Consider the following 21,528-nt stretch of genomic DNA (forward strand, 5'->3'; position numbering starts at 1 on the left):
CCCTTCCTAAAAACCCCTGTTTTTCATTTCTCTCTGCCTTCGTTTATTTGAGACTGTTCTTTACCATGAAGCTTGCACAAACCATGGAGAATGCCGTTTTAACATTTCTCCAGAATTTGTCTGCAAGGACTTCAAGTGAAAAAAATAACTGCCTTGGGCTATGGCATCATACTCATCTCATTTTCTGGCTATGCGGGCGTAATGCGTCATGACATTAACGTGCAAGAATATCGCGATTTTGCCGAAAATATGGGTAAATATCGTGTCGGCTTAAGCAATATTCCCATTTTTAAGAAAGATGGCGAGCTGAGTGGTTATCTTGATTTTGCCATGCCCGACCTTAGCAGTGTCTCTCGTCGCGGGTTTGCCACATTAATTAATCCATCCTATGTAACCACCACACGGCACGTAACCGCTTTGAGTAGCGTTTATTTTGGCGGTCCTTCTGCTTATTCCACCCGTTATCTTTTTATTAACCGCAATCAATCCGCCGTTCAGGATAATATTCTGCCACGGTTAAACAAAGTTGTAACCGAAGTAGCGCCAATAGATTATGTGGAACGTAATGAGCTTCAGAAAGGACATGGCTCTCGGTATATTGCTTATGTGCGCGCGGGTGCTGGTGAAATGACACAGGTCACAAATGACCTCACTGAGAAAGAGTTCCTGGCCAGTGCCTATAAATGGTTAGCGGGTGGAACAATTAATATTGACACCATTACCTTCAACAAAGAAAAAAATGACGATTTCTATTGGATTCAATATGAACCTGGCCATCAATATTCATCCGCTTTATCAATATCAACCGGCGGCGGTGACAGTGGCAGCCCTATTTATGTCTACGACAATGTTGATAAAAAATGGAAACTTGCTGGTGTACATTATGGTGGTTATGGTAGCGCAACGCCTTATGGTCGCAAAGTTATCTCAACACGTTTTAATGAAGAGTATTTTAATGGGATTATTGCCAACAATATCTCTCCCGATGTCACTGATTTTGCGAATAATGGCCCAATTTACTGGAATGCAGATAAGCTGGTCCAGGGTAGTAAAAACTGGGGTTGGCAAGGTTTAGACAACACATATCGTAATTTGGCGCCAGGCAAAGCCAGCCTTATTGAACTTGATGCAACCAAAGATATTCGCTTTAACGGCGCGGGCGGAGACATTATTCTTAATGAGGCCGTTAATCTGGGAGCAGGCAAACTACAGTTTTCTAATAACTACACCCTGAAATCTGCAGAGAATGTGGGCGCAACCTGGGTGGGCGGCGGCGTTGAAATCGATGAAGGGAAAAAAGTCATCTGGCAAGTGAATGGACTAAAAGATGATGATTTACACAAAATTGGCGGTGGCGTCTTACATATTAATGCTACAGGTGTCAATGAAGGCGGACTGAATATCGGCGATGGCACCGTTATTCTGGATCAACAAAAAGATGCGCAAGGAAATCGTCAGGCATTTTCTCGACTGTATTTAGCGAGCGGTCGGCCTACCGTTATTTTAGCGAGCGAAGACCAGGTTAATCCTGATAACATTTATTTTGGTTATCGTGGGGGGACATTGGATCTTAATGGTAATAATCTCATAATGCGAAAGATTAATCACACGGATAGCGGTGCGGCAGTGATCAATCAGAGTGAGTTAACCTCGGCCAGTCTAACGCTTACAGGGTACTCACGTAGCGATATCAACATTAACACCTGGAGCAGTGTCGACATTGGTAATATTGGTGATATTTATGAATATTATAATTCGAGAACGCAACGTAAAGAGTATTTTCAATTAAAAAAAGAGAAGTATTGGTACTTCCCCACAAATCAGCAGGACAATGAAGACTGGAAGTATTTGGGGTATGATTTGGTTCAGGCCGTCGATTATCGACTATCGCAGTTAAATGATTTAGTTTTCCGCGGAGACATTGGCACGCGCTCGTCGGATAAAAATAATGGTGCATTAGATGTGAATTTATCTCCGGAGAGTGGAAATACACATTTCGCACTGAGCGGTAATATCCATTTAAATGGAAATATCAACGTCAATAAGGGGACTCTTCTGCTGTCCGGGCAACCCGTTCCTCATGCCGGCGGCCTGATCATTGACAACGATTGGTACACTTCCTCTTTCACCGCCAATAACATTGTAGTCAATGACAATGCACGTTTACAGGTCGGTGAATACGCGCAGGTTAAAGCCGATATCCAGGCGGGCGACAACAGCCAGGTGATCCTTGGCTACCATCCCGACGCTGCTGATGAGCAGCAAATTTTACGCTGCACCTCGCCGGTGCAAAGCACTAAGGGCAGCTGCAAAGTTGCACAGCGAAACGCGGAAGAGTTACGTTTCCTTCCCGCCAGCTCGGTTGAGGGCAATATCACGCTGGGCGATAACGCATTGCTTCATCTTGGCAAAGTCGATTACCACGGCCACATCAACGACAGTCACTCAGCGAGAGTCACCCTGAGCAGTGAAACATTCTGGAACATGAATGGTAACAGCCGCTTGCATCGGATGGATGCAGGTAAAGGCGGTATCATCTCGCTTCTTGCTGCAGATGAAATGGCCTGGACGCCGAAGCTGCTCTCTGTGGAACATCTGACGGCAAATCATCTGCAGCTTGGTTTCGGCATCGCGCCGCAGTCCGCCATTAGCGACAGTTTATACATTGGGTCCAGCGTGCAGGGCGGCAGCAACACCCTCGATCTTGGTTTTATGCTGGGTGAAACCTTCCCCAACCGCATCGCGAAAGAGATCGTGCTGGTGAACGCGCCCGCCGGAACCGCGCACGACTATTTCACGCTACCTCCGGTCGAACGCGGGTTCTCGCTCTATACCGCTGATTATCAGGTTGTGGAAGAGAATGGTCGCGTGAAATGGATCATTGCCAAAACGCCGGATCCGGTGTTACCACCCGATCCGGTAATCGACCCCGATCCGGAGACTCATCCCGAACCCGACATTACGCGCGAACCGGAAGTTAAGCCTGAACCAGAAGTGAAACCTGAGCCCGAGATCACGCCAAATCCGGGTACTGCAGAAGACTGGTTTGAGGTCATTGATAATCAGCCGCTGGTGCAGAGTACTCGCGCCCTGCTCGCTTCGCGCCACTACCTGTTCAGTGAAATCAGCAATATGCTGACCGATCGCGCTCAGCTCCTGCGCGGTAACCATGAAAATAGCGGCGCATGGGCCAGCCTCAGCCAAAATCGCGGCAGAATGGATAGCGTAACGTTAAAAGACAGCAGGCTAGAGATCGGTGCCGATGCGCAAGCGGATGCCTGGCTTTATGGCGTGACCGCCAGTTACAGCCAGGGAAATGCCGGGGACGAAGCCAGCATTAGCCATAAACTGAGCACTCTGGGCCTGTATGCAAGCGGAATGAGCGATGAAGGATGGTTTATGGATCTTGCTGCCAGCTACCTGCATCTGCGTCAGGACATTCACCTTGACCCGGTATTGGGAGTAAAAAGCACCTCAAAAACCAGCCATATGCTGGCAGGCAGTGCAAAATGGGGTAAATCCTACCCTCTGCTGGATGCGTCTTTCACGCTATCGCCTTACCTGAAAGCCAGCGCAGGCTATTTACCGGGTTACACGCTGGAAAGCAGAGAGGCCAGCATTGCCCTGAGTTCAGCCATGCCGTGGGGACTCGCGCCGGGTATTGAAGTCAGCAAGCAGGGGCTCGGTACGCTGCTGCCACGCGTGCGATTCAGCGCCACCGTTGAAAAACAATTTTCACCGGGCCGTTCTGGCTCTTCATTAACCCTTGAGGATCGCCACAGCCGACGCGTTTATGGCGCGCTGGACGACGATCGTTATCGGGTTCATCTGGGTTTAGAAGGGAAAATCAGCGACAACTGGTCAGCGAATATTGGCGCGAAGCATAGCTTTGGTGGCAAGTTCCGCACCGATTCCCTCATCAGCAGTGGCATAAACTATTCGTTCTGATAGAAAAGCCGGGCACTTTGGTGACCCGGCTTTTTTCATTTACTGCTGGTGCGGCGTTGCAGCTGATCGCGCAAATTCGGTGGCGTGCCTTTAATGGTCAGCGTGTCGGTGGTGGGATCCCAGAAGATACGCTCGCCGAGCAGCATGGCATCAAAGTTCAGGGTTAATCCGCCGCCGCTACCCGCAAACTTGGTCAACTGGCGCAAGGTGCTACGATCCGCTGGGAAGGTCTCTTCCAGCTCGTAACCTTGCTCCTGGGTGAAGGCCTGAAACGTTTTTTCTCCCAGCGGCGGTAATTCACTGGAGAGATCGTGTAGCGCAATCTCTTCGCCGGCCTGCAGCTGATCGTTACAGTAGCTGTAAACCTGCTGACGATAGTTCTGACGCTCGTTTTTATCGAGATCCGATTCGGCGCAGTAATCATCAACCGCTTGCAGCAGCCCACGGTTTTGCGCTTTGGTGTCCAGACCGACGCTAGCACCAAGGAAATCCATGAAGAAATCCGCCACTTTACGCCCCACGCGACCGCGCAGGAAGGTCAGATAACGGGTGGATTCCGGGTTAGTTTCCCACTCGGTGAGATCGATACGCGCCACAATATCCGCATGATTGATATCGAGATAATGGGTGCTGCTGATATCCAGTTGCTCGTTGACGCGCATGCTCGACTGGCTGTTGAGAACCGCAATCAGCAAATATTCCACGGCCAGATAGCGATAGTGCAAAAACAGCACCACGCCGCCTTCCGCAAACGGATATTTGCTCAGTTCATCACGCAAACGTCCGGTTGCCGCACGGCTAAACGCCAGAAAGTCATCTTCCCCTTTGCGGCAGTTACGCAACGCATCGGCCAGTTCGCTATCTTCGTTAAACAGTCCGTAAGCTTTGCTTTTGGCGCTATATACCCGGTGCAGCTCTTCTGCCATCTCTTCAACCGCGCGGGTAGCAGGCAGCAAGGTGTCGCGCAGTACCAGTTCAAGCTGGTTTTCATCACGTTTAACTAACTGATGCAGGGCAATCTGGTCGATATCCAGACTCATGGTAGACTCTCCTTTTAGCTCAGGCGCGTATTCAAACACCGCCCGCAGCCGCTTTCAACTGCCAGCACAAACTGATCGCTCTGCTTGCGATAAAATTGCGGAAAAAAATGCGTTGTTACGGTAATATACCGCCTTTTCACCCTTGATTAGACGACGATATGCCACAATCATCCCGTTACAGTGACGAACGCGTGGAAAAGCTCCTCGCAGAGATGGCGCAGATTCTTGAAAAAGACAAAGCGCCAACCGACCTTTCCCTGATGGTATTGGGTAACATGGTAACTAACTTGATCAATACCAGCGTTTCACCGGCTCAACGCCGCACACTGGCTCGATCTTTCGCGGATGCGTTGCAGTCATCCGTACGCGATGATAACGCTCATTAATATGCAGATTTGACCTCATAATATGGTAACCAACCGGCAGCGCTACCGTGAAAAAGTCTCCCAGATGATCAGCTGGGGGCATTGGTTTGCCCTGTTTAATATTATCTTCGCGTTAATTTTAGGCAGCCGTTACCTGTTGGTTGCCGACTGGCCCGCGTCACTCGCGGGACGAATCTATGCCTATACCAGCTGGATCGGTCATTTCAGTTTCATCGTCTTCGCCGGTTATCTGCTCATCATCTTCCCGCTCACTTTCGTGGTGATGTCACAGCGATTGCTTAGGGTGTTGTCGGCGATTGTCGCCACCGCCGGGCTGACGTTGATTATGGTCGACAGCGCGGTGTTCAGCCGCTTCCACTTGCACCTCAATCCGGTGGTGTGGGAGCTGGTGATAAACCCTGATCAAAGCGAGATGGCGCGCGACTGGCAACTGATGTTTATCAGCGTGCCGCTGATTTTCCTCGTTGAAATGCTGTTCGCGACCTGGAGCTGGCAAAAGCTGCGCAGCCTTAATCGGCGCTCGTTCGGTAAGCCGCTGGCTGCGCTGTTTATCAGCGCCTTCTTCGCCAGTCATCTGCTCTATATCTGGGCCGATGCCAATTTCTATCGCCCAATTACCATGCAGCGCGCCAACCTGCCGCTCTCCTATCCAATGACCGCGCGTCGCTTCCTTGAGCGTCACGGTTTGCTGGATGCGCAAGAGTATCAGCGCCGTCTGGTGCAACAGGGTGATCCGGAAGCGTTGTCAGTGCAGTATCCACTGAGTGACATTACCTTCCGCGATGGCGGTACGCGCCACAATCTGCTGGTGCTAACTGTTGATGGTCTGAACAACGCCACGGTGGAAAAAGCGCTGCCGTCGCTTCATCAATTCGCCAGTGAGAACGTGCGCTTCACCCAGCACTTCAGCGCGGGGCTACAGCCGGAAAAAGGGTTATTTGGCCTGTTCTACGGCATCTCTTCCAGCTATATGGATGGCGTGTTAGCGTCGCGTACGCCTTCCGTGCTGCTGAATGCGCTGAACGCGCAAGGCTATCAGTTTGGCTTGTTCTCATCGGACGGCTTCAGCCAACCGCTGTATCGTCAGGCTTTGTTAGCCGATTACTCGCTGCCGCAGGCCGATACCCAACCGAATAGCACCACGGTGACGCAGTGGCAGAACTGGCTCAATGGCCACAAATCAAACAATGCGCCGTGGTTCTCGTGGATTGCCCTTAACGGTGTGACGGTCAATGGCGACAACCTGAAAGCGCGCCAGCGAAGCTATATGCGTCAGGCAAGCGGTGTCGACGAGCAGATCAAGGCTGTGCTGCAAACTTTGCAGGATCGCGATTTGCTGAAAAATACCGTGGTGGTGATCACGGCGCAGCGTGCGGTCAATCTGGATAGCAACGATGACAATCCAGGTAACCGTGCGACGTTGCAGGTGCCGCTGGTGGTGCATTGGCCGAATACGCCAGCGCAAACCATCGATCGTCTGACCGATCAGCAGGATGTGATGACCACGCTGATGCAGCGCCTGCTGCACGTGCGCACTAATCCCGCTAACTTCTCGCAGGGTGAAGATCTGTTTGCCGCACAACGCAGCCACGATTGGGTGGCGAGCAGCGAAGATGGCAAGCTGGTAGTGACCACGCCAACCGTGACGCTGGTGCTGAATAACAATGGCAGCTACAGCGCTTACGATGCACAGGGTAACAAACTGAAAGATCATAAACCGCAGCTGGCGTTGTTGCTGCAGGTGCTGACGGAAGAGAAGCGTTTCGTCGCAAACTGATTAATTATGAGGCAGTTAAATGCTGCTCATATTGCAATCGTGCGTAGAAACAGTAATATTCTTCCACGTTCGGCACGTAGCGCAGCCTGGTAGCGCACGGTCATGGGGTGTCCGGGGTCGGAGGTTCAAATCCTCTCGTGCCGACCAAAATCCAAAAAAGCAGCCTTATGGCTGCTTTTTTATTGTTTCTAATTCGGTCTAAACGATTCGATTACCCTGCTGATCTATCACCTTCTCACCATCCTCCTTGCTGAATGCGCCCTGCTGCGCATCGGGAAGAATATCGAGCACGGCTTCTGAAGGCCGGCACAAACGCGTTCCCAGCGGGGAGACAACAATCGGACGGTTAATCAGGATGGGATAATTCAACATCGCCTCGATGAGTTGCTCGTCACTAAAACGCTCTTCAGCCAAACCCAATTTTTCGTAGGGTTCGACATTTTTGCGTAATAAAGCGCGCGCATCGATCCCCAGCGCGCTAATCAACGCCTTAAGTTGCTCACGATTTGGCGGCGTCTCAAGATAAAGAATAACGGTAGGTTCAACGCCGCTATTGCGTATTAACGCCAGCGTGTTGCGCGAAGTGCCGCAAGCGGGATTGTGATAAATGGTGATGTCAGTCATGGTGCTCTCTTCCTAATGGGACAACGTTAGGCGCAGGGCCAACGCGCTAAGGGTGACGAGCAGCACGGGCAATGTCATCACGACACCCACGCGGAAGTAATAACCCCAGCTAATGTTGATGTTCTTCTGGTCGAGTACGTGCAGCCATAGCAATGTGGCAAGACTGCCAATCGGCGTAATTTTTGGCCCCAGGTCGCAACCAATAACATTGGCATAAATCATCGCTTCCTTTATCACGCCCTGCGCGCTGCTGGCATCAATCGACAGCGCACCAATCAGCACCGTTGGCATATTATTCATTACTGAAGAAAGCAGCGCCGTCACCAAACCGGTACCCAAGGTGGCGGCCCATAAGCCGTGGCTGGCAATGAGGTTGAGTAAGTCAGAGAGATGTTGCGTCAGCCCGGCATTTTTAAGGCCATAAACTACCAGGTACATGCCGAGCGAAAAAATCACGATCTGCCAGGGCGCGCCGCGTAACACTTTACCGGTGTTAATCGCCTGACCTCTTTTGGCAACGATAAACAGAATTAACGCGCCCAGTGCGGCGATAGCACTGACTGGAATGCCCAGCGGTTCCAGCAGGAAAAATCCCACCAATAGCAACAACAGCACCAGCCAACCGGCTTTAAAGGTAGCGGGATCTTTTATGGCTTCAGCTGGTAGTTTGAGGCGTGAAACCTCATAGCTGGCGGGAATGTCTTTGCGAAAGAAAAGGTGCAGCACTATCAGCGTGGTGATAATAGCGGCAATATCAACCGGAACCATCACCGCCGCGTAAGCGTTGAATCCCAATTTGAAGAAATCTGCGGAAACGATGTTAACCAGATTGGATACGATCAGCGGCAAACTCGCGGTATCGGCGATAAATCCTGCTGCCATGACGAAAGCCAGCGTTGCACCTTTACTAAAGCCCAGTGCCAGCAGCATTGCGATGACGATCGGCGTCAATATCAGAGCCGCACCATCATTGGCGAAAAGCGCGGCAACGCATGCACCGAGCAACACGATATAGGTGAAAAGCAGCCGCCCTCGCCCACTTCCCCAGCGCGCTACGTGCAAAGCGCACCACTCAAAAAAACCGGATTCGTCCAGCAACAGGCTGATGATAATGACGGCGATAAAAGCCGCTGTCGCATTCCAGACGATATGCCACACAGCGGGAATATCGTTTAACTGGATAACGCCGGTCACCAGCGCCAGTAAAGCCCCTATCGTTGCTGTCCAGCCAATGCTCAGGCCGCGCGGCTGCCAGATGACAAACACGATGGTCAAAACAAATATTGCGCCTGCCAGAAACATCACGCCTCCAATGCATTCGAATAATCGAATGTGTTTAATGATTATTCACAACCCGTAGCAGCGGCGTTCTTCAGCGACTCACGCACTTCCTCACGCTGGCTATTCCAGGCCGTATCGATAATCGATGCAGCCCAGGCCGGCATATGCGGAGAAAGGCGATAGTGTATCCACTTGCCTTCACGTCGATCCAGAATCAGCTCAGCATCGCGCAGCAAAGCAATGTGGCGTGAAATCTTTGGCTGTGATTGTTGGGTAACGGTGCAGAGATCGCAGACACACAGCTCTCCGGCTTCTCGTAATAATAAAACGATCGTCGTACGCGTTTCGTCGGCAAGCAGTTTGAAAAGTTGAACAGGGAGCATTGGGCCAGGTTCCAGTAAAAATCTATTACATATGGTAATTCATATGTGTTGGAAGTAAAGGCAGAATATAAAGTCTGGCGATTTCATATGTTTTCCATGCAATAAAGCATTCTCAGATTATCGCCAAAGAAATGCTGATTATTGGCTTTTAATCAGTAACTTACCGAAAGCAACTCAACCCGAGCCAGATCACATTTCTGGATAAATGTTACAGCGCTTCATCAAATTGAAACAAAACTGTCACAGACTTCTCTTACTCTTACAGCTCTTGTTTTTTCGATGGAAACCATTATGGTCATCAAAGCAAAAAACCTGCAGGATGCGGAAGAACTCCTGCACTCGGGTATCAATAAAGTTGAACTGGCTTACGATATCGGCAGCGACGATTTCTTCCGTCTCGCCTCGCGCTGGTGCGATCGCGGTGCGCGCATCACCAAAGGCCATCAGCACTTCGTGGTGCAGATTAAAGGCATGGCTATTCCGCCAAATAACTAAAAGTAGGCGAGCCCCTTTGGCTTGCTCTCCATCCGGCTGGCTGGTAAAACTACGTTTTCCGTCAGCCGTGATTTTTTATGTTCGCCTCTGAAACGCCGCTTGCCCTGCCCTCTTCCCCGTTTATCCGCGCTGCTGGCATGTCGCTGGATACATTGCCGATCGCCTGGTGCGAATTCGATCAACATCACTGGCATGCTGAATTGCACCAGGCGTGGCAACTGCCGCTGCCCGCGTCGCTTCAGAGCGCGGTGACGAAACGCAAAGCCGAGCATCTGGCGAGTCGCTGGCTGGTGCAGCAAAACTTTGCGCACTTCGGTTTACCGCACTTTGTTTTGTGTAATGCGCCCGATCGCTCACCGTTGTGGCCCGCCGGCATTCAGGCGTCGCTGTCGCATACGCACAGCGTTGCGGTGATGGCTGCGACGCGCGAGCCACTGTGCGTGGGTGTGGATGTTGAGCAGATTATGGCGGAGGAAACCGCCGATGAAACCGCTGGGATGTTGATGAGCCCGGCGGAAAAACAGCGCCTGCTGGCGCGGCCTATGCCCTTTGCCCAGGCCGCTACACTGCTGTTTTCATTGAAAGAGAGTGTGTACAAAGCGCTGTGGCCGCAATTGCATCAGCCAATGGATTTTCTTCAGGCGGAAGTGCTGGAACTGGACGTGCAGCAAGGCCGTGCAACGCTGCGGTTGTGTCAAGATTTTGATGAGTATTTCACCACCAAAGCGCTGCTGCAGGCGCGTTTTTGGCTGGCTGGAGATCGCGTGATTACGCTGCTGACGCATCCGCTCCCGACAAAATAAAAAACCGGCTCAGAAATAAACCTGAGCCGGTGACAACATAAGACGACAGAAAAGTGTTCCAGGGACGCAGAAACGAGGATTTCTGCTGGGAGTGACTTTACTCACTCCGCAACTTCTTGCCCAATAAGGGTTTTTGCTAAGCTTTCCCGGCTGGCGTTAATGGCCGGTATCGGTACGTTGCACCGCATCCAGCGTTGCCATCTCGCGTTCGTTACCGGTTAACTCACTTAGTTGACCTTCGCGCATCTCCAGCAAGCGATCGGCGTGAATAAAGTAGTGATCGTCATGACTAATAGCGAACACCGTTTTACCCGATTCCTGTAACCATGGCAGCAGCTCACGATAGAAGATGCGACGGAAATGCGGATCCTGATCCGCCGCCCATTCGTCGAGCAACAGAATATCGCGCTCTTCGGCGGCTGCCAGCAGCAGCGCCAGACGTTTGCTCTGCCCTTTCGACAGTTGCAGATTAAGCACTCTATTGCCTTCCAGCTTGAGCTTGTCCTGCATCTTCAGACGCTCCAGCCACTGCTGCACCAGCGCAGGATTGGCTGGCTGCCCTTGATCGCCGATGAGGCGATCAAACAGATGCACGTCAGTAAACACCGCCGAGAAATGTTTGCGATAAGCATCGAGGTTTTGCCAATCCACCACCTTGCCATCCAGCAGCAAACTGCCCGATTGCGGCTGATAGAGGCCGGTGAGCAGCATCGCCAGCGTCGATTTTCCGCTGCCGTTGCCGCCAATCAGGAACACCAGCTCGCCGCGGCGCAGCGTCAAATTGATCGGCCCAACCTGGAATCCGTGCTCACCGTAGTGGAAGCAGACGTCGCGCAGCTCCAGCGTTTGCCAGTCGCTGACTTTTGGCAGCGCCTTGAACGTTTCTTCATAGGGCGCCAGTTCAAACCTGTTGAGCTTGCGAAACGCCACCTGCGCGCTGAGCAGCGTTGGCAAGGCGCCGACCGCCGCCAGCAGCGGTGTGCGCAGGAACAGCAGCGTCAGCGAATAAGTTGCCGCCACCGCCGTATTTGCCCAGCCCAGCCCGTTCGCCATAAAGAACACGATGCCAATCGCGCCGAGCATCATGATATTCGACCAGTTCACCGCGCTGAGGTGGAAGGTATCGGCGCGCACGATGTGGTGGCGATAGCTTTTGGCATTCTCCTGATAAACGCTGTCGTAAATAAGCTGCGCACGTTCGCGGTTAAGCTGCAGCTCTTTACGCCCTTCGATAATGGTCTGGAAATCGCGATACAGGTCATCTTCGATTTCACGCAGCTTAGCCATGTGCTGATAAACGCGTGATACCAGCAGCCAGCCGCCAACCAGCGTCACCACCAGCCACAGACAGGTGATCAACAGCATTTTTGGCGAGAGCCAGGCGAGATAAAGCGCCGAACCGAGCGTAATAATGATGCCCTGAATCAGCTCGGGTAAACGCACGAAGGCGATGGTGATGGCGCGCACATCGCTGGTGAGTCCGGCCAGCAGCTGGGCATTGCCAATCTGTTCGATGCGCTCCACGCGCGTATCAAGAATCCGTTTGATGAATTCGCCGCGCAGCCGCCAGACAAAGTGATGGCCGAGCATAGTCAGCGCCAGCTGGGAGCCGAGCGTCACCGCCATTAGCAGGAACAGCTGGCCAAGGAAACTCGGCAGCACCGAAATCGAAGTATTCACCGCGACGATCAGCTCATTATTGATATAGGCAATCAAACCAATACCAAGCACGGCGCTTAACAATGTAAGAAGAATGACGCCAATAAAAGGCCAGCGGTACTGGCGAAAAACGACTTGCAGCAATGCCATCAAAGGGTTCCAGCGGTCAATAAAGCAGCCTGCAGTTTAATGTCGGCTTGGCTGATAGCAAGAATAATTCTCATCTCAAATTTGCCTGAGTAAAATGTTTCTCGCCGCTCGTTTGGTAGCGGCGCGATTTATTGCGAAATGCTTGTCAGATAAGAAGGTATTTTGTTTTGAAAATGCATTATCTGTGCGGGCTCTGACACGTCTGCGCCTCTGGCAAATGAGCCCTTTTCAATAATAAGCACTGAAGTTGATGAGCAGGCCGGGGCCGCTTTTGGGCCGGCAATCCGCAGCGCTGAACGAAGCGAGGAAGCCAGGAGAGCCCGCAGGACGCGGGCGAAAGGCGGAGCCGGGACATGGAAGTCCCGTCTCCGCCGGTCCGTCAGGCAGACGAGCGAAGTGAAGGTACCGCGTAAGCGGCGCGAGGACCGCCGGACCAAAAGTGGCACCGGCCAGCGCCTTCATCAATGGCTTAACAACATGCATTCCAAATTAATTGCGCCGAGACGAAAATGCGCTAAAAAGCACGGCGGAAGGTCAGGTTGTAGCGGAACGCGCCTGCCTGCGGATGAATACCAGGTTTGAGCGGCAGAATGCCGTGATAACGCAGGCGCGATGGCCCGCCCCACACCACGATATCGCCATGTTCCAGCAGCACGCGCTGGGTGGCGTCGCCGCGTTCGAAACCGCCGAACTGGAATACCGCAGGCAATCCCAGTGAAACCGACACAATCGGCTGGCGCAGATCCTTCTCATCTTTATCCTGATGCAGCGTCAGTTTTGCGCCGGGTTCATAGCGGTTAATCAGGCAGGCATCCGGGTTGAAACTGGCAAAGCCCGCTTCGCGCGCAGTTTGCTGCGCCAGCTCGCGGAACAGCGCGGGCATCGGCGGCCAATGGTGTCCGCTGTTGCTGTCTTGCTCGGTATATTGATAGCCGCGCGAATCGGTGGACCAGCCAAAATCACCACAGTTGGTCATCGCCACCGACATGCGATGGCCACCGGGCGTGATGCGATGGGCAAAGGGATTTTTCGCGGCGATATCGTGAATCGCCGCCAGCAGCGCGTCGGCCTGTTCGCGGGCACGACGTCGCAGAATCACCGCGCCATCCGCTAGCGGTTCCTGCCACGGCGCTTCGTCACTAAATAAATCCAGCATGTGCGCCTCCTTTATTGAGATGCCTGATCGATGAGGAAGGTTTTAAACTGCGGCGACATCCAGTGAGTAAAGCCGTCGCCCTGCTTGCTGATCAAATAGACCGCCAGATGCTCTTTCACCGCTAACGCTTTAGCGCGTTCGCTGCCGAGCACCATCAAACCGGTATCCCAGCCATCCGCTTCCAGCGCGGTGGTGGCTATCACCGTTGCCGACACCAGCTTGTGCTCAATCGGTCTTCCGGTAGTCGGATCAATGACGTGCGAAATGCGTTTGCCATCCAGTTCATAATAGTTGCGATAGCTGCCGGAGGTGCTGATGCCATGCCCTTGCAGATCGACGCGCGCTTCCACCGCGTTTTCGCGATCGGTGGGTTTCTGGATCGCCACGCGCCACGGCTGCTGATTAGCATTGACGCCACGGCTCAATACTGCGCCGCCCACTGAAACCAGATAATCAGTGATGCCTTGCTGCTCCATCAGACGCGCCAGATGATCGGTGGCATAGCCTTCGCCCATGGTGGAGAGATCGACATACAGGCCGGGCAGATCTTTCTGCAGCCATTGACCGTTAACGCCCTGAATCACGCGCAGATGCTGCAAACCGGTCCGCGCTTTAGCAGCGGCGATTTCAGCCTCGCTGGGGGTATGCGCCGGTTGCTTCGTCGGGCCAAAACCCCACAGATTGACCAGCGGGCCCACGGTGATATCCATCGCACCCGACGTTTTATGCCCGATTCGCAGCGCTTCAGTGACGATGTCCGCCATGTCAGCGCTTACCGGCTGCGGTGCGTTGCCTTGATACTGATTAAAGTGCGACAGCACCGAATCGCTTTTCCACGTCGAGAGTTCGCCGTCATCGCGATCCAGCTGTTGCTGGATCAGCTGTTGCAACGCCGCTTTACGCTGCGGATCAACGTCGGCGACGCTGACGCGCCACACGGTGCCCATGGTTTTGCCTTCCAGTACCATCGCAGGTTGGCTGCTGTTTTTTTCGCAACCGCTGAAACCTAATGCCAGCAGGCTAATTAGCAGAATGTTCTGAAAACGCATCAATTCCTCATCTGTAACCCATTACTACAGCCAATTACAAAGCATAACTCGCTTGTAAAGCAGTCTAAAGCTGCTTGATGTTCGATAAACGCTGACACAGGATAACCGGTTCCTGCAACGTTATGCCTACAGGAGCATCAGATGATTTATATGATTATTGCCGTAACCGCCGGGCTGTTCATTTATGGCAGTTTCAAATGTTGGCAGACTTACCGCCATCGCCTGATTCAGCACTATCCTGCACGCCGACGTTAAATTATTGCACCAGAAAATCACCCTTCTGCACCGCTTCAGCGCTGGCGCAGTGTAGCAAAGTCGCTACAAGCCGCGTGGCGCTGAGAGCGGTGCGCTGGCATGAATGCTGCATTGTTGAAGATGAGTTGAACTTCAGCGAGGTGCAGAATGGAAAATAGCAAAACACAAAACAGTAAATGGCAGCACTGGCTGAGCTTCTCGGCCTTTACGCTGGCGGGTGTCGCGATGGAAGGCAGCCTGAGCGCCATCACCAACCCGCCGCCGCAACCGGCACCCAAAGCCAAAAAATGGCGTGGTATGCAGTAACCGCTACAGTCCCAACTCACTCAGGCCCGGATGATCGTCCGGGCGCGTGCCGGCTGGCCAGTGGAAAAGACGCTGATCTGCGCTGATCGGCAGATCGTTGATGCATGCGAATCGCTGAATCATCAAACCATCGGCACCAAAGTGCCAGTTCTCATTGCCATAGCTGCGAAACCAGTTACCGCTGTCATCATGCCATTCATAGGCAAAGCGCACCGCCAGCTTATCTTCATGCCACGCCCATAACTCCTTGATCAGTCGATAATCCAACTCTTTGATCCACTTACGTTGCAGGAAGGTAACGACTTCTGCGCGTCCATTGACGAATTCACTGCGATTACGCCAGCGCGTATCTTCGCTGTACACCCGCGAAACACGCTGCGCATCGCAGCTGTTCCAGGCATCTTCCGCCATGCGGACTTTCTGTAATGCGGTTTGTTGATTGAACGGTGGCACCAGCATGTTATTTCTCCCTATGATGTAGACAGGTCTGTCTACTTGATTCATCCTGCCGTATGTAGACAATTCTGTCTACATGCAAACACAGGAATTTTTATGCTTGAGCCTCTGATCTTTGATGCCACCGCCTCCGCGCGCGATCGTATCTTGCTATGCGCGCAGCAGCTGTTTTACCAACAAGGCATTCGCGCCACCGGTGTGGATAAGGTGATTGCGCAAGCGGGCGTGACCAAAGTGACTTTCTATCGTCACTTTCCAGCGAAGAATGCGCTGGTGCTGGCGTTTTTACAGCAGCGCCATCAGCGCTGGATGCTGGCGTTTCGCCATGCGCTGAATCAACATGCGGCATTGATCGATGCGCTGCCCGCGGCGTTACTGAGCTGGTTCAGGGATGACGATTATCGCGGCTGCGCGTTTATCAATACCGCTGCGGAGCTGGGCGACACGTTAGCGGAAGCCAGCGAACTGATTTGTCAACATAAGCGTGAGATGGCGCAGGCGATCAGCGACAAGTTGATGCCCGATCAGCAGGTCAAAACGGCGCAGATTGTGTTGCTGGTTGAGGGCGCGATTGTGCAGGTACAGATTGGCGAGGAGGCGGAACGGGTGGTCGACGTGCTGCGTGCCGCGCTGGATGCGCTGCTGAAAACGGGAGCGTGACCGGCAAGTCACGCTCCATCACCCTTAGAACTGGTAAACCAAGCCCAGTGCTACGACGTCATCGGTATTGATACCGGCTGCGTCGGTGAAGTTGTTGTCGTCCAGCAGGTTGATCTGGTAATCAACGTAGGTCGACATGTTTTTGTTGAAGTAGTAGGTTGCGCCTACATCAATGTATTTCTTCAGGTTCTGGCTGCCGTAACCTTCGATGTCAGAGCCGCGAGAAGAGACAAACGCCAGAGATGGACGCAGGCCGAAGTCGAACTGGTACTGCGCCACCAATTCCCAGTTATCCGCTTTGTTGGCGTAACCGTAAACGGTGCCGCTATCGCTGGCGCCGAAACGCGTTGCGTTGTATGAACGGCTGTACATTGCGGCCAGGTAAACGTTGTTAGCGTCATACTTCAGCGCGCCGCTGTAAGCTTCGGCTTTATCACCGCGACCCAGGATGTTGGCGGTACGTGGATTGTTACCGTTCTGGTTATTGGTACGGTCAGACTGGAACATCGCTGCACCAATACCGAAACCTGAACCCAGATCGTAAGTGGTGCTCAGACCGTAGCCGTCACCGTTCTCGCCCAACACATCACGACCAGAGCCAGTAGATTCGGTTGGGTTATCGTTTTTGCCTTGATACTGAACCGCGAAGTTCCAGCCATCCACTAAACCGAAGAAGTTGGTATTACGATAGGTAGCGAGGCCGTTGCTGCGCTGGAACAGGAAGTTGTCCGCGCCGTAGGTATCGCCACCGAACTCTGGCAGAACGTCAGTCCATGCGCCGAGATCGTACATCACGCCGTAGTTACGGCCGTAATCGAATGAACCTGCATCACCAAATTTCAGACCGGCAAAACCAACACGCGTATAGCTGTTCGCGGTGCCTTCGCTTTCTGCGGTGTTCAGTGCAGCCTGGTATTCCCACTGGCCGTAACCGGTCAGCTGATCGGTCACCTGAGTTTCACCTTTGAAGCCAAAACGCAGGTAAGACTGGTCACCGTCTGAGCCAGAGTTGTCAGAGAAATAATGCAGACCGTCCACTTTTCCGTAGAGGTCTAATTTGTTGCCATCTTTATTGTAAATTTCAGCTGCGCTTGCTGATCCTGCCACCAGCAATGCAGGAATCATCAGGGAGAGAACGCGACGTTTCATTTTTATTACCCTCTTTAATGTGCCTTTATTTTTGCCACTGCGAACTGAATGATTAAAAATTCAGCCGGCAAGCCATTGTTATTTTATGTTGGGCAATAATCTATCACGAAAATGCTACTAAATTTCCAAAACTGTTTCAGTGTATTAAATAGTTATTTCAGGATGTAAATTCAGGGGAACTAATAACCAGCACAGATAGGTAAAAAATATAGCACTTTTTGACAACATATATTTTAATTGTTTAAAAACATCAAATTACATGAGTTACATTTCCGCACTGAATGACAAAACTCAAACCCATCCAGATCATACAATTATCCCCGCTATCATCATTTATTTCATTATTACCTTCATTCACCCCGAATGTTTTGATTTACCCTAATTTCCCGCCGGACCAGATGGTCCGGCATTTTTTTGCCCGCAATTCAGACATCGCCTTATATTGCGTAAAGTTAATTACGCGGGTTAAATTAACCACAATAACTGCCGCGCATTATTTGTCTCTTTTCGCACATTTTGTTCAATTCATAGCCTTAAATCGGCAATGTTAATTTCGGCACGTAACAAAGATCGCTGCAATAATAGCCGGTGCATATTGTTAACGCTCACGCAGTGATTCCCTGGCTTTATTCAGCGGCTTAAGCAAATAATCCATCACGGTTTTCTGACCGGTTTTAATCTCAACATTCGCCACCATGCCGGGCATGATGGCGAACCTGCGGCCGCTTTTATTGGTCAGCTCGGCTTTTTGCGTGCGTACATAGACGCGATAGTAAAACTCGTCGTGCCGTACTTCGTCCTGCAGCGTATCAGGCGAGACGGTTTCGACTTCCCCGTGCAGATCGCCATAAATCGACGCGTCGTAGGCGGTGATCTTCACCACCGCGGGTAAACCCGGCCGGATATAGCCGATATCGCGTGGATTGATGCGCGTCTCAATCAGCAATTGATCCTCCAGCGGTACAATCTCCATCAGCTTGCCACCCGGCTCCAGCACGCCGCCCACGGTGGTGACGCGCACATCCTTCACAATGCCGCGCACCGGCGAACTCAGCGTAGTGCGCGTCAGCAGATCCTGTTTCCCTGCCGCCACCTGCAGCTGCGCATCCAGCTCACCGTTGTTCTTCACCTGCTCTTCATGGGCGCGCACGTAATAATCGTTGCGGGCTTCGTCGATTTTGCCGCGCAGATCGCTAACCTGGCGACGCAGGCGAATCACATCCACCTTACCCGCCGCGCCGCGCAGCATCAGCGGCTCCGTCACGTTGAGTTCTGCCTGCACCAGCGCAAGGGATTGCTGCAAATTGCCGATGGTCTCGACAAAATTCTGCCGCCGCGCCTGATAGAGCTGCGTTTCGCGCGCCACCAGTTCGGGATGTTGCAGGATATCGGCGCTGAACTTCAGCGGCGTGTCGCTGAGCTCGGCCTGTAAACGTTCAGAGGAGGCACGCAGCGTGCGCACCCGCGCAATCGCCTCACCAAAGTTGGTTTGAAAGCGCGTGGGATCGAGTGTTGCCAGCACCTCGCCGCGCTGCACAATATTGCCTTCGTGCACATTGAGCTGTTTGACGATGCCGCCATCAAGGCTATCAATGATCTGCGCGCGGCTGGAAGGCGTGACTTTGCCGATGCCGACCGTGACTTCGTCCAGCACCGCAAAGTACGCCCACAGCAGAAATAGCAGCAGCGCCACCACGCACAGCCAGATGATCGCCGAGGTGCGACGCTCACGCCGCGTCAGATCTTTATCCAACAGCACCACGCTCATGCCGCATCTCCTTTTTTACTGGCGGCGTGGCGCAGAATCTCGTCGCGCGCGCCATCGGCCACGATGCGGCCATTATCCATCACAATGATGCGATCAACCATGCGCAGCAGCGCGGGACGATGCGTGACCAGTACCAGCGTGCGCCCGGTGACCCATTGCGCCAGCTGACGAATCACCTGCGCTTCCAGCTGTTCATCCATCGCCGCGGTCGGTTCGTCCAGCAAAACCACCTGCGGCTGGCGCAGAATCAACCGGCTGAGCAGCACCATTTGCCGCTGACCGCCGGACAAGCCGCGTCCGCCTTCATGAATAATGCGATCGAGGCTGGCGGCGTCCTGCTGCACCAAAGCTAACGCGCCGCTGATGCGCAGCGCCTGCAGCATCTCCTGCTCGCTGGCATGCGGATTCCCGAGCATCAGGTTCTGGCGCAGCGTGCCGAAAAACAGCCGCGCATCCTGCGACAGCCAGCCAAGCTGACGCCGCAGATCGACCGGATCGATGCAGGTGAGATCGACGCCGTCCACCAGCACTTTGCCCTGGCTGGCGCGCGCCTGACCGGCCAGCATCTTCAGCAGCGTCGATTTGCCCGCGCCGACTTTACCGAGAATCGCCACGCGTTCGCCGGGCGCGATCTGCAACTGCGGTATGTTGAGCACGCTATTACCGCTCTCCTCTTCGTAGCGGTAATGCACGTTTTGCAGCAGATAGTGGCCGCTGAGCACCGGACAGTGCGCCAGCGTGGCGTGATCGGGTTGGTCGAGCGGCTTCTTTAACAGTTCATCCAGCCCTTTCATCGCCAATTTCGCATGCTGCCAGCGCGAAAACACCATGGTGAGCTGCATCAGCGGCGCGATGGTGCGTGATGAGAGCAAGCTGCACGCCACCAGCGTGCCGGTGGTGATCTGATTGTCGAGCACCAGATAGACGCCGAACACCAACATGCCGGCATAGGTGAGCTGCTGCACGCTGGCCGACCAACCGGTGAGGCGCGCACCCCATAAACGTTGCTGATTACTGATGGCCGCGCTAACTTCGTGCGTTTGCTCCCACTGGCGTTGAAAATAGGGTTCCGCTTGCAGCGCTTTGATATCCTCTACACCTTCTAAGGTTTCCACCAGCACCGCCTGACGCAGCGCGCTTTCCCGCAACCCTTCCTGCGCAAGACGCGCCATCGGGATCTGCACCAGCAAGCCAGGAATGACAATCAGCGGGATCGCCAGTAACGGAATCAGCACCAGCCAACCGCCAATCGACGCCATGATCAGCAGAAACAGCAGCACAAACGGCAAGTCAGCGGCGGCATTCACCGTGGTGGAGGTCAGCAGCTCGCGGACCTGATCAATTTCACGCAGTTGGGCAATAAAGGAGCCGGTGGAACGTGGGCGCGCTTCGTTGCGGATGTTCATCGCCCGCGCAAACAGCATGGCGGATATTTTCAGATCGATGCGTTTGCCCATCAGGTCAGAAACCTGGGTGCGCATCAGACGAATCAGATACTCAATGGCGGCCGCCAGCACCACGCCGGCGAACAGCACCCACAACGTTGGCTGCGACTGCGCCGGAATCACCCGATCGTACACCTGCATGGAAAACAGAATGCCCGCCAGCGCCAGCACGTTGCCGACCAGCGAGGCCAGGCTGATTTCCGCAATGCGCCGCTTCATGCCACGAAAGTGATGCCAGAACCAGTGCGGCTGATACGGCTGCACAAACTCATCGATGCGCGCATCACGCGCCCGCGCCGCCACACCAACGACGCCAACCTGTATGTCCGCCTGCATGAGCAAATCCTGCAGCTGACCTGCGCGCACCACATCGCCACTTTCACTCAGCCAGTAACGTACGCCACCGTTACTATCCACCTCTTCTATCAACGCCACGCTGCCGTTTTCCAGCAGCAGCAATACCGGCACAATTTCCTGCCGCCAGCGCAGTTTGCTGTGCGGCACCAGCACTAAATGCAGGCCGAGCAGCCCGGCTAAACGTTCTAACTGTTGCGTTGGGGCCAGATGTTGAAACCAGCGCATCTGCTGGCGCAGCGTGCTGCCGTCCGCCGGTTTACCGAAGCGTGCCGCCACGCGCAGCATTGCCGCGATGCCGTTGTCGCTGTTGAAGGGTTGTGCTGTCATCCCTGTTGTCCCGTGAGCAATGAGAGTGGGCTGGCAACCGCTAGCCGATGTTGC

At 53.4% G+C, this 21,528-nt stretch carries 18 protein-coding genes and 1 tRNA gene; 8 read left to right on the top strand and 11 right to left on the bottom strand.

Features of this window, described 5'->3' with window-relative positions; translation table 11 throughout:
• The first annotated feature begins 135 nt into the window (after positions 1 to 135).
• The gene (locus tag K5Y33_RS08745; RefSeq protein WP_222233723.1) at positions 136 to 3,948 is read left to right on the top strand and encodes a S6 family peptidase; all 3,813 of its coding nucleotides are present in this window, start codon (positions 136 to 138) and stop codon (positions 3,946 to 3,948) included.
• A 35-nt stretch (positions 3,949 to 3,983) separates the two neighbouring features.
• On the opposite strand, the gene yejK is transcribed toward K5Y33_RS08745, so the two are convergent.
• A complete protein-coding gene (gene yejK / locus K5Y33_RS08750; RefSeq protein ID WP_101763686.1) occupies positions 3,984 to 4,988 on the bottom strand; it encodes a nucleoid-associated protein YejK in 1,005 nt (334 codons plus the stop codon).
• Positions 4,989 to 5,146: 158 nt separating this feature from the next.
• On the opposite strand from yejK, the gene K5Y33_RS08755 reads away from it, so the two are divergent.
• The 3 genes from K5Y33_RS08755 (at position 5,147) to K5Y33_RS08765 (ending at position 7,298) form a co-directional block, all read left to right on the top strand.
• Positions 5,147 to 5,374: a YejL family protein gene (locus K5Y33_RS08755; protein WP_036648480.1), complete on the top strand. Its 228-nt coding sequence runs from the start codon at positions 5,147 to 5,149 to the stop codon at positions 5,372 to 5,374.
• 22 nt (positions 5,375 to 5,396) lie between these two features.
• Positions 5,397 to 7,151, top strand: coding sequence for an LPS biosynthesis-modulating metalloenzyme YejM (gene yejM / locus K5Y33_RS08760; RefSeq protein WP_222233724.1), 1,755 nt, complete (start codon positions 5,397 to 5,399; stop codon positions 7,149 to 7,151).
• A gap of 70 nt (positions 7,152 to 7,221) precedes the next feature.
• Positions 7,222 to 7,298: transfer RNA gene (locus tag K5Y33_RS08765), tRNA-Pro, on the top strand.
• A gap of 51 nt (positions 7,299 to 7,349) precedes the next feature.
• On the opposite strand, the gene arsC is transcribed toward K5Y33_RS08765, so the two are convergent.
• Genes arsC through K5Y33_RS08780 form a run of 3 tightly spaced genes read right to left on the bottom strand, consistent with a single transcriptional unit; the run spans position 7,350 to position 9,439 of the window.
• Positions 7,350 to 7,775: a glutaredoxin-dependent arsenate reductase gene (arsC, locus tag K5Y33_RS08770; RefSeq protein WP_222233725.1), complete on the bottom strand. Its 426-nt coding sequence runs from the start codon at positions 7,773 to 7,775 to the stop codon at positions 7,350 to 7,352.
• A gap of 12 nt (positions 7,776 to 7,787) precedes the next feature.
• Positions 7,788 to 9,077, bottom strand: coding sequence for an arsenic transporter (locus K5Y33_RS08775; RefSeq protein WP_101763683.1), 1,290 nt, complete (start codon positions 9,075 to 9,077; stop codon positions 7,788 to 7,790).
• A 41-nt stretch (positions 9,078 to 9,118) separates the two neighbouring features.
• The gene (locus K5Y33_RS08780) at positions 9,119 to 9,439 is read right to left on the bottom strand and encodes a metalloregulator ArsR/SmtB family transcription factor (RefSeq protein ID WP_101763682.1); all 321 of its coding nucleotides are present in this window, start codon (positions 9,437 to 9,439) and stop codon (positions 9,119 to 9,121) included.
• Positions 9,440 to 9,730: 291 nt separating this feature from the next.
• Here K5Y33_RS08780 and K5Y33_RS08785 point away from each other — a divergent pair, with 291 nt between their 5' ends.
• Both K5Y33_RS08785 and K5Y33_RS08790 read left to right on the top strand, forming a co-directional pair.
• Positions 9,731 to 9,934, top strand: a complete 204-nt coding sequence (locus K5Y33_RS08785; RefSeq protein ID WP_008105079.1) for a hypothetical protein — start codon at positions 9,731 to 9,733, stop codon at positions 9,932 to 9,934.
• Between the two features lie 77 nt (positions 9,935 to 10,011).
• The gene (locus tag K5Y33_RS08790; RefSeq protein WP_192233300.1) at positions 10,012 to 10,737 is read left to right on the top strand and encodes a 4'-phosphopantetheinyl transferase; all 726 of its coding nucleotides are present in this window, start codon (positions 10,012 to 10,014) and stop codon (positions 10,735 to 10,737) included.
• A 156-nt stretch (positions 10,738 to 10,893) separates the two neighbouring features.
• Here the strand turns inward: K5Y33_RS08790 and K5Y33_RS08795 are convergent, their stop codons facing one another.
• From K5Y33_RS08795 to apbE, 3 genes are all read right to left on the bottom strand, one after another.
• Complete coding sequence (locus K5Y33_RS08795) at positions 10,894 to 12,546, bottom strand: multidrug ABC transporter permease/ATP-binding protein (RefSeq protein ID WP_110866591.1); 1,653 nt, start codon at positions 12,544 to 12,546, stop codon at positions 10,894 to 10,896.
• 514 nt (positions 12,547 to 13,060) lie between these two features.
• Positions 13,061 to 13,702 (bottom strand): DNA oxidative demethylase AlkB, encoded by a 642-nt coding sequence (gene alkB, locus K5Y33_RS08800; RefSeq protein ID WP_110866590.1) that lies wholly within the window; start codon positions 13,700 to 13,702, stop codon positions 13,061 to 13,063.
• A gap of 11 nt (positions 13,703 to 13,713) precedes the next feature.
• Positions 13,714 to 14,751 (bottom strand): FAD:protein FMN transferase ApbE, encoded by a 1,038-nt coding sequence (gene apbE / locus K5Y33_RS08805; protein WP_222233726.1) that lies wholly within the window; start codon positions 14,749 to 14,751, stop codon positions 13,714 to 13,716.
• A 402-nt stretch (positions 14,752 to 15,153) separates the two neighbouring features.
• On the opposite strand from apbE, the gene K5Y33_RS08815 reads away from it, so the two are divergent.
• Complete coding sequence (locus tag K5Y33_RS08815) at positions 15,154 to 15,312, top strand: hypothetical protein (RefSeq protein ID WP_168197464.1); 159 nt, start codon at positions 15,154 to 15,156, stop codon at positions 15,310 to 15,312.
• A 3-nt stretch (positions 15,313 to 15,315) separates the two neighbouring features.
• Here the strand turns inward: K5Y33_RS08815 and K5Y33_RS08820 are convergent, their stop codons facing one another.
• A complete protein-coding gene (locus tag K5Y33_RS08820; protein WP_217548719.1) occupies positions 15,316 to 15,771 on the bottom strand; it encodes a nuclear transport factor 2 family protein in 456 nt (151 codons plus the stop codon).
• Positions 15,772 to 15,864: 93 nt separating this feature from the next.
• On the opposite strand from K5Y33_RS08820, the gene K5Y33_RS08825 reads away from it, so the two are divergent.
• Positions 15,865 to 16,428 (top strand): TetR/AcrR family transcriptional regulator, encoded by a 564-nt coding sequence (locus K5Y33_RS08825; protein WP_222233727.1) that lies wholly within the window; start codon positions 15,865 to 15,867, stop codon positions 16,426 to 16,428.
• 24 nt (positions 16,429 to 16,452) lie between these two features.
• Here K5Y33_RS08825 and ompC read toward each other — a convergent pair whose 3' ends face one another.
• The 3 genes from ompC to K5Y33_RS08840 all read right to left on the bottom strand — a co-directional run bounded on the left by ompC (position 16,453) and on the right by K5Y33_RS08840 (position 21,474).
• Complete coding sequence (gene ompC, locus K5Y33_RS08830; RefSeq protein ID WP_101763675.1) at positions 16,453 to 17,577, bottom strand: porin OmpC; 1,125 nt, start codon at positions 17,575 to 17,577, stop codon at positions 16,453 to 16,455.
• Positions 17,578 to 18,175: 598 nt separating this feature from the next.
• Positions 18,176 to 19,345 carry an HlyD family efflux transporter periplasmic adaptor subunit gene (locus K5Y33_RS08835; protein WP_222233728.1) on the bottom strand — a complete coding sequence of 390 codons (1,170 nt, stop codon included), beginning with the start codon at positions 19,343 to 19,345 and terminating at the stop codon, positions 18,176 to 18,178.
• Positions 19,342 to 21,474, bottom strand: a complete 2,133-nt coding sequence (locus K5Y33_RS08840; RefSeq protein ID WP_222233729.1) for a type I secretion system permease/ATPase — start codon at positions 21,472 to 21,474, stop codon at positions 19,342 to 19,344. Before K5Y33_RS08840 ends, K5Y33_RS08835 begins: the two co-directional genes overlap by 4 nt.
• Positions 21,475 to 21,528 lie beyond the last annotated feature (54 nt).

This window comes from Pantoea sp. DY-17 (genome assembly GCF_019795975.1).
Lineage (GTDB): Bacteria > Pseudomonadota > Gammaproteobacteria > Enterobacterales > Enterobacteriaceae > Pantoea > Pantoea leporis.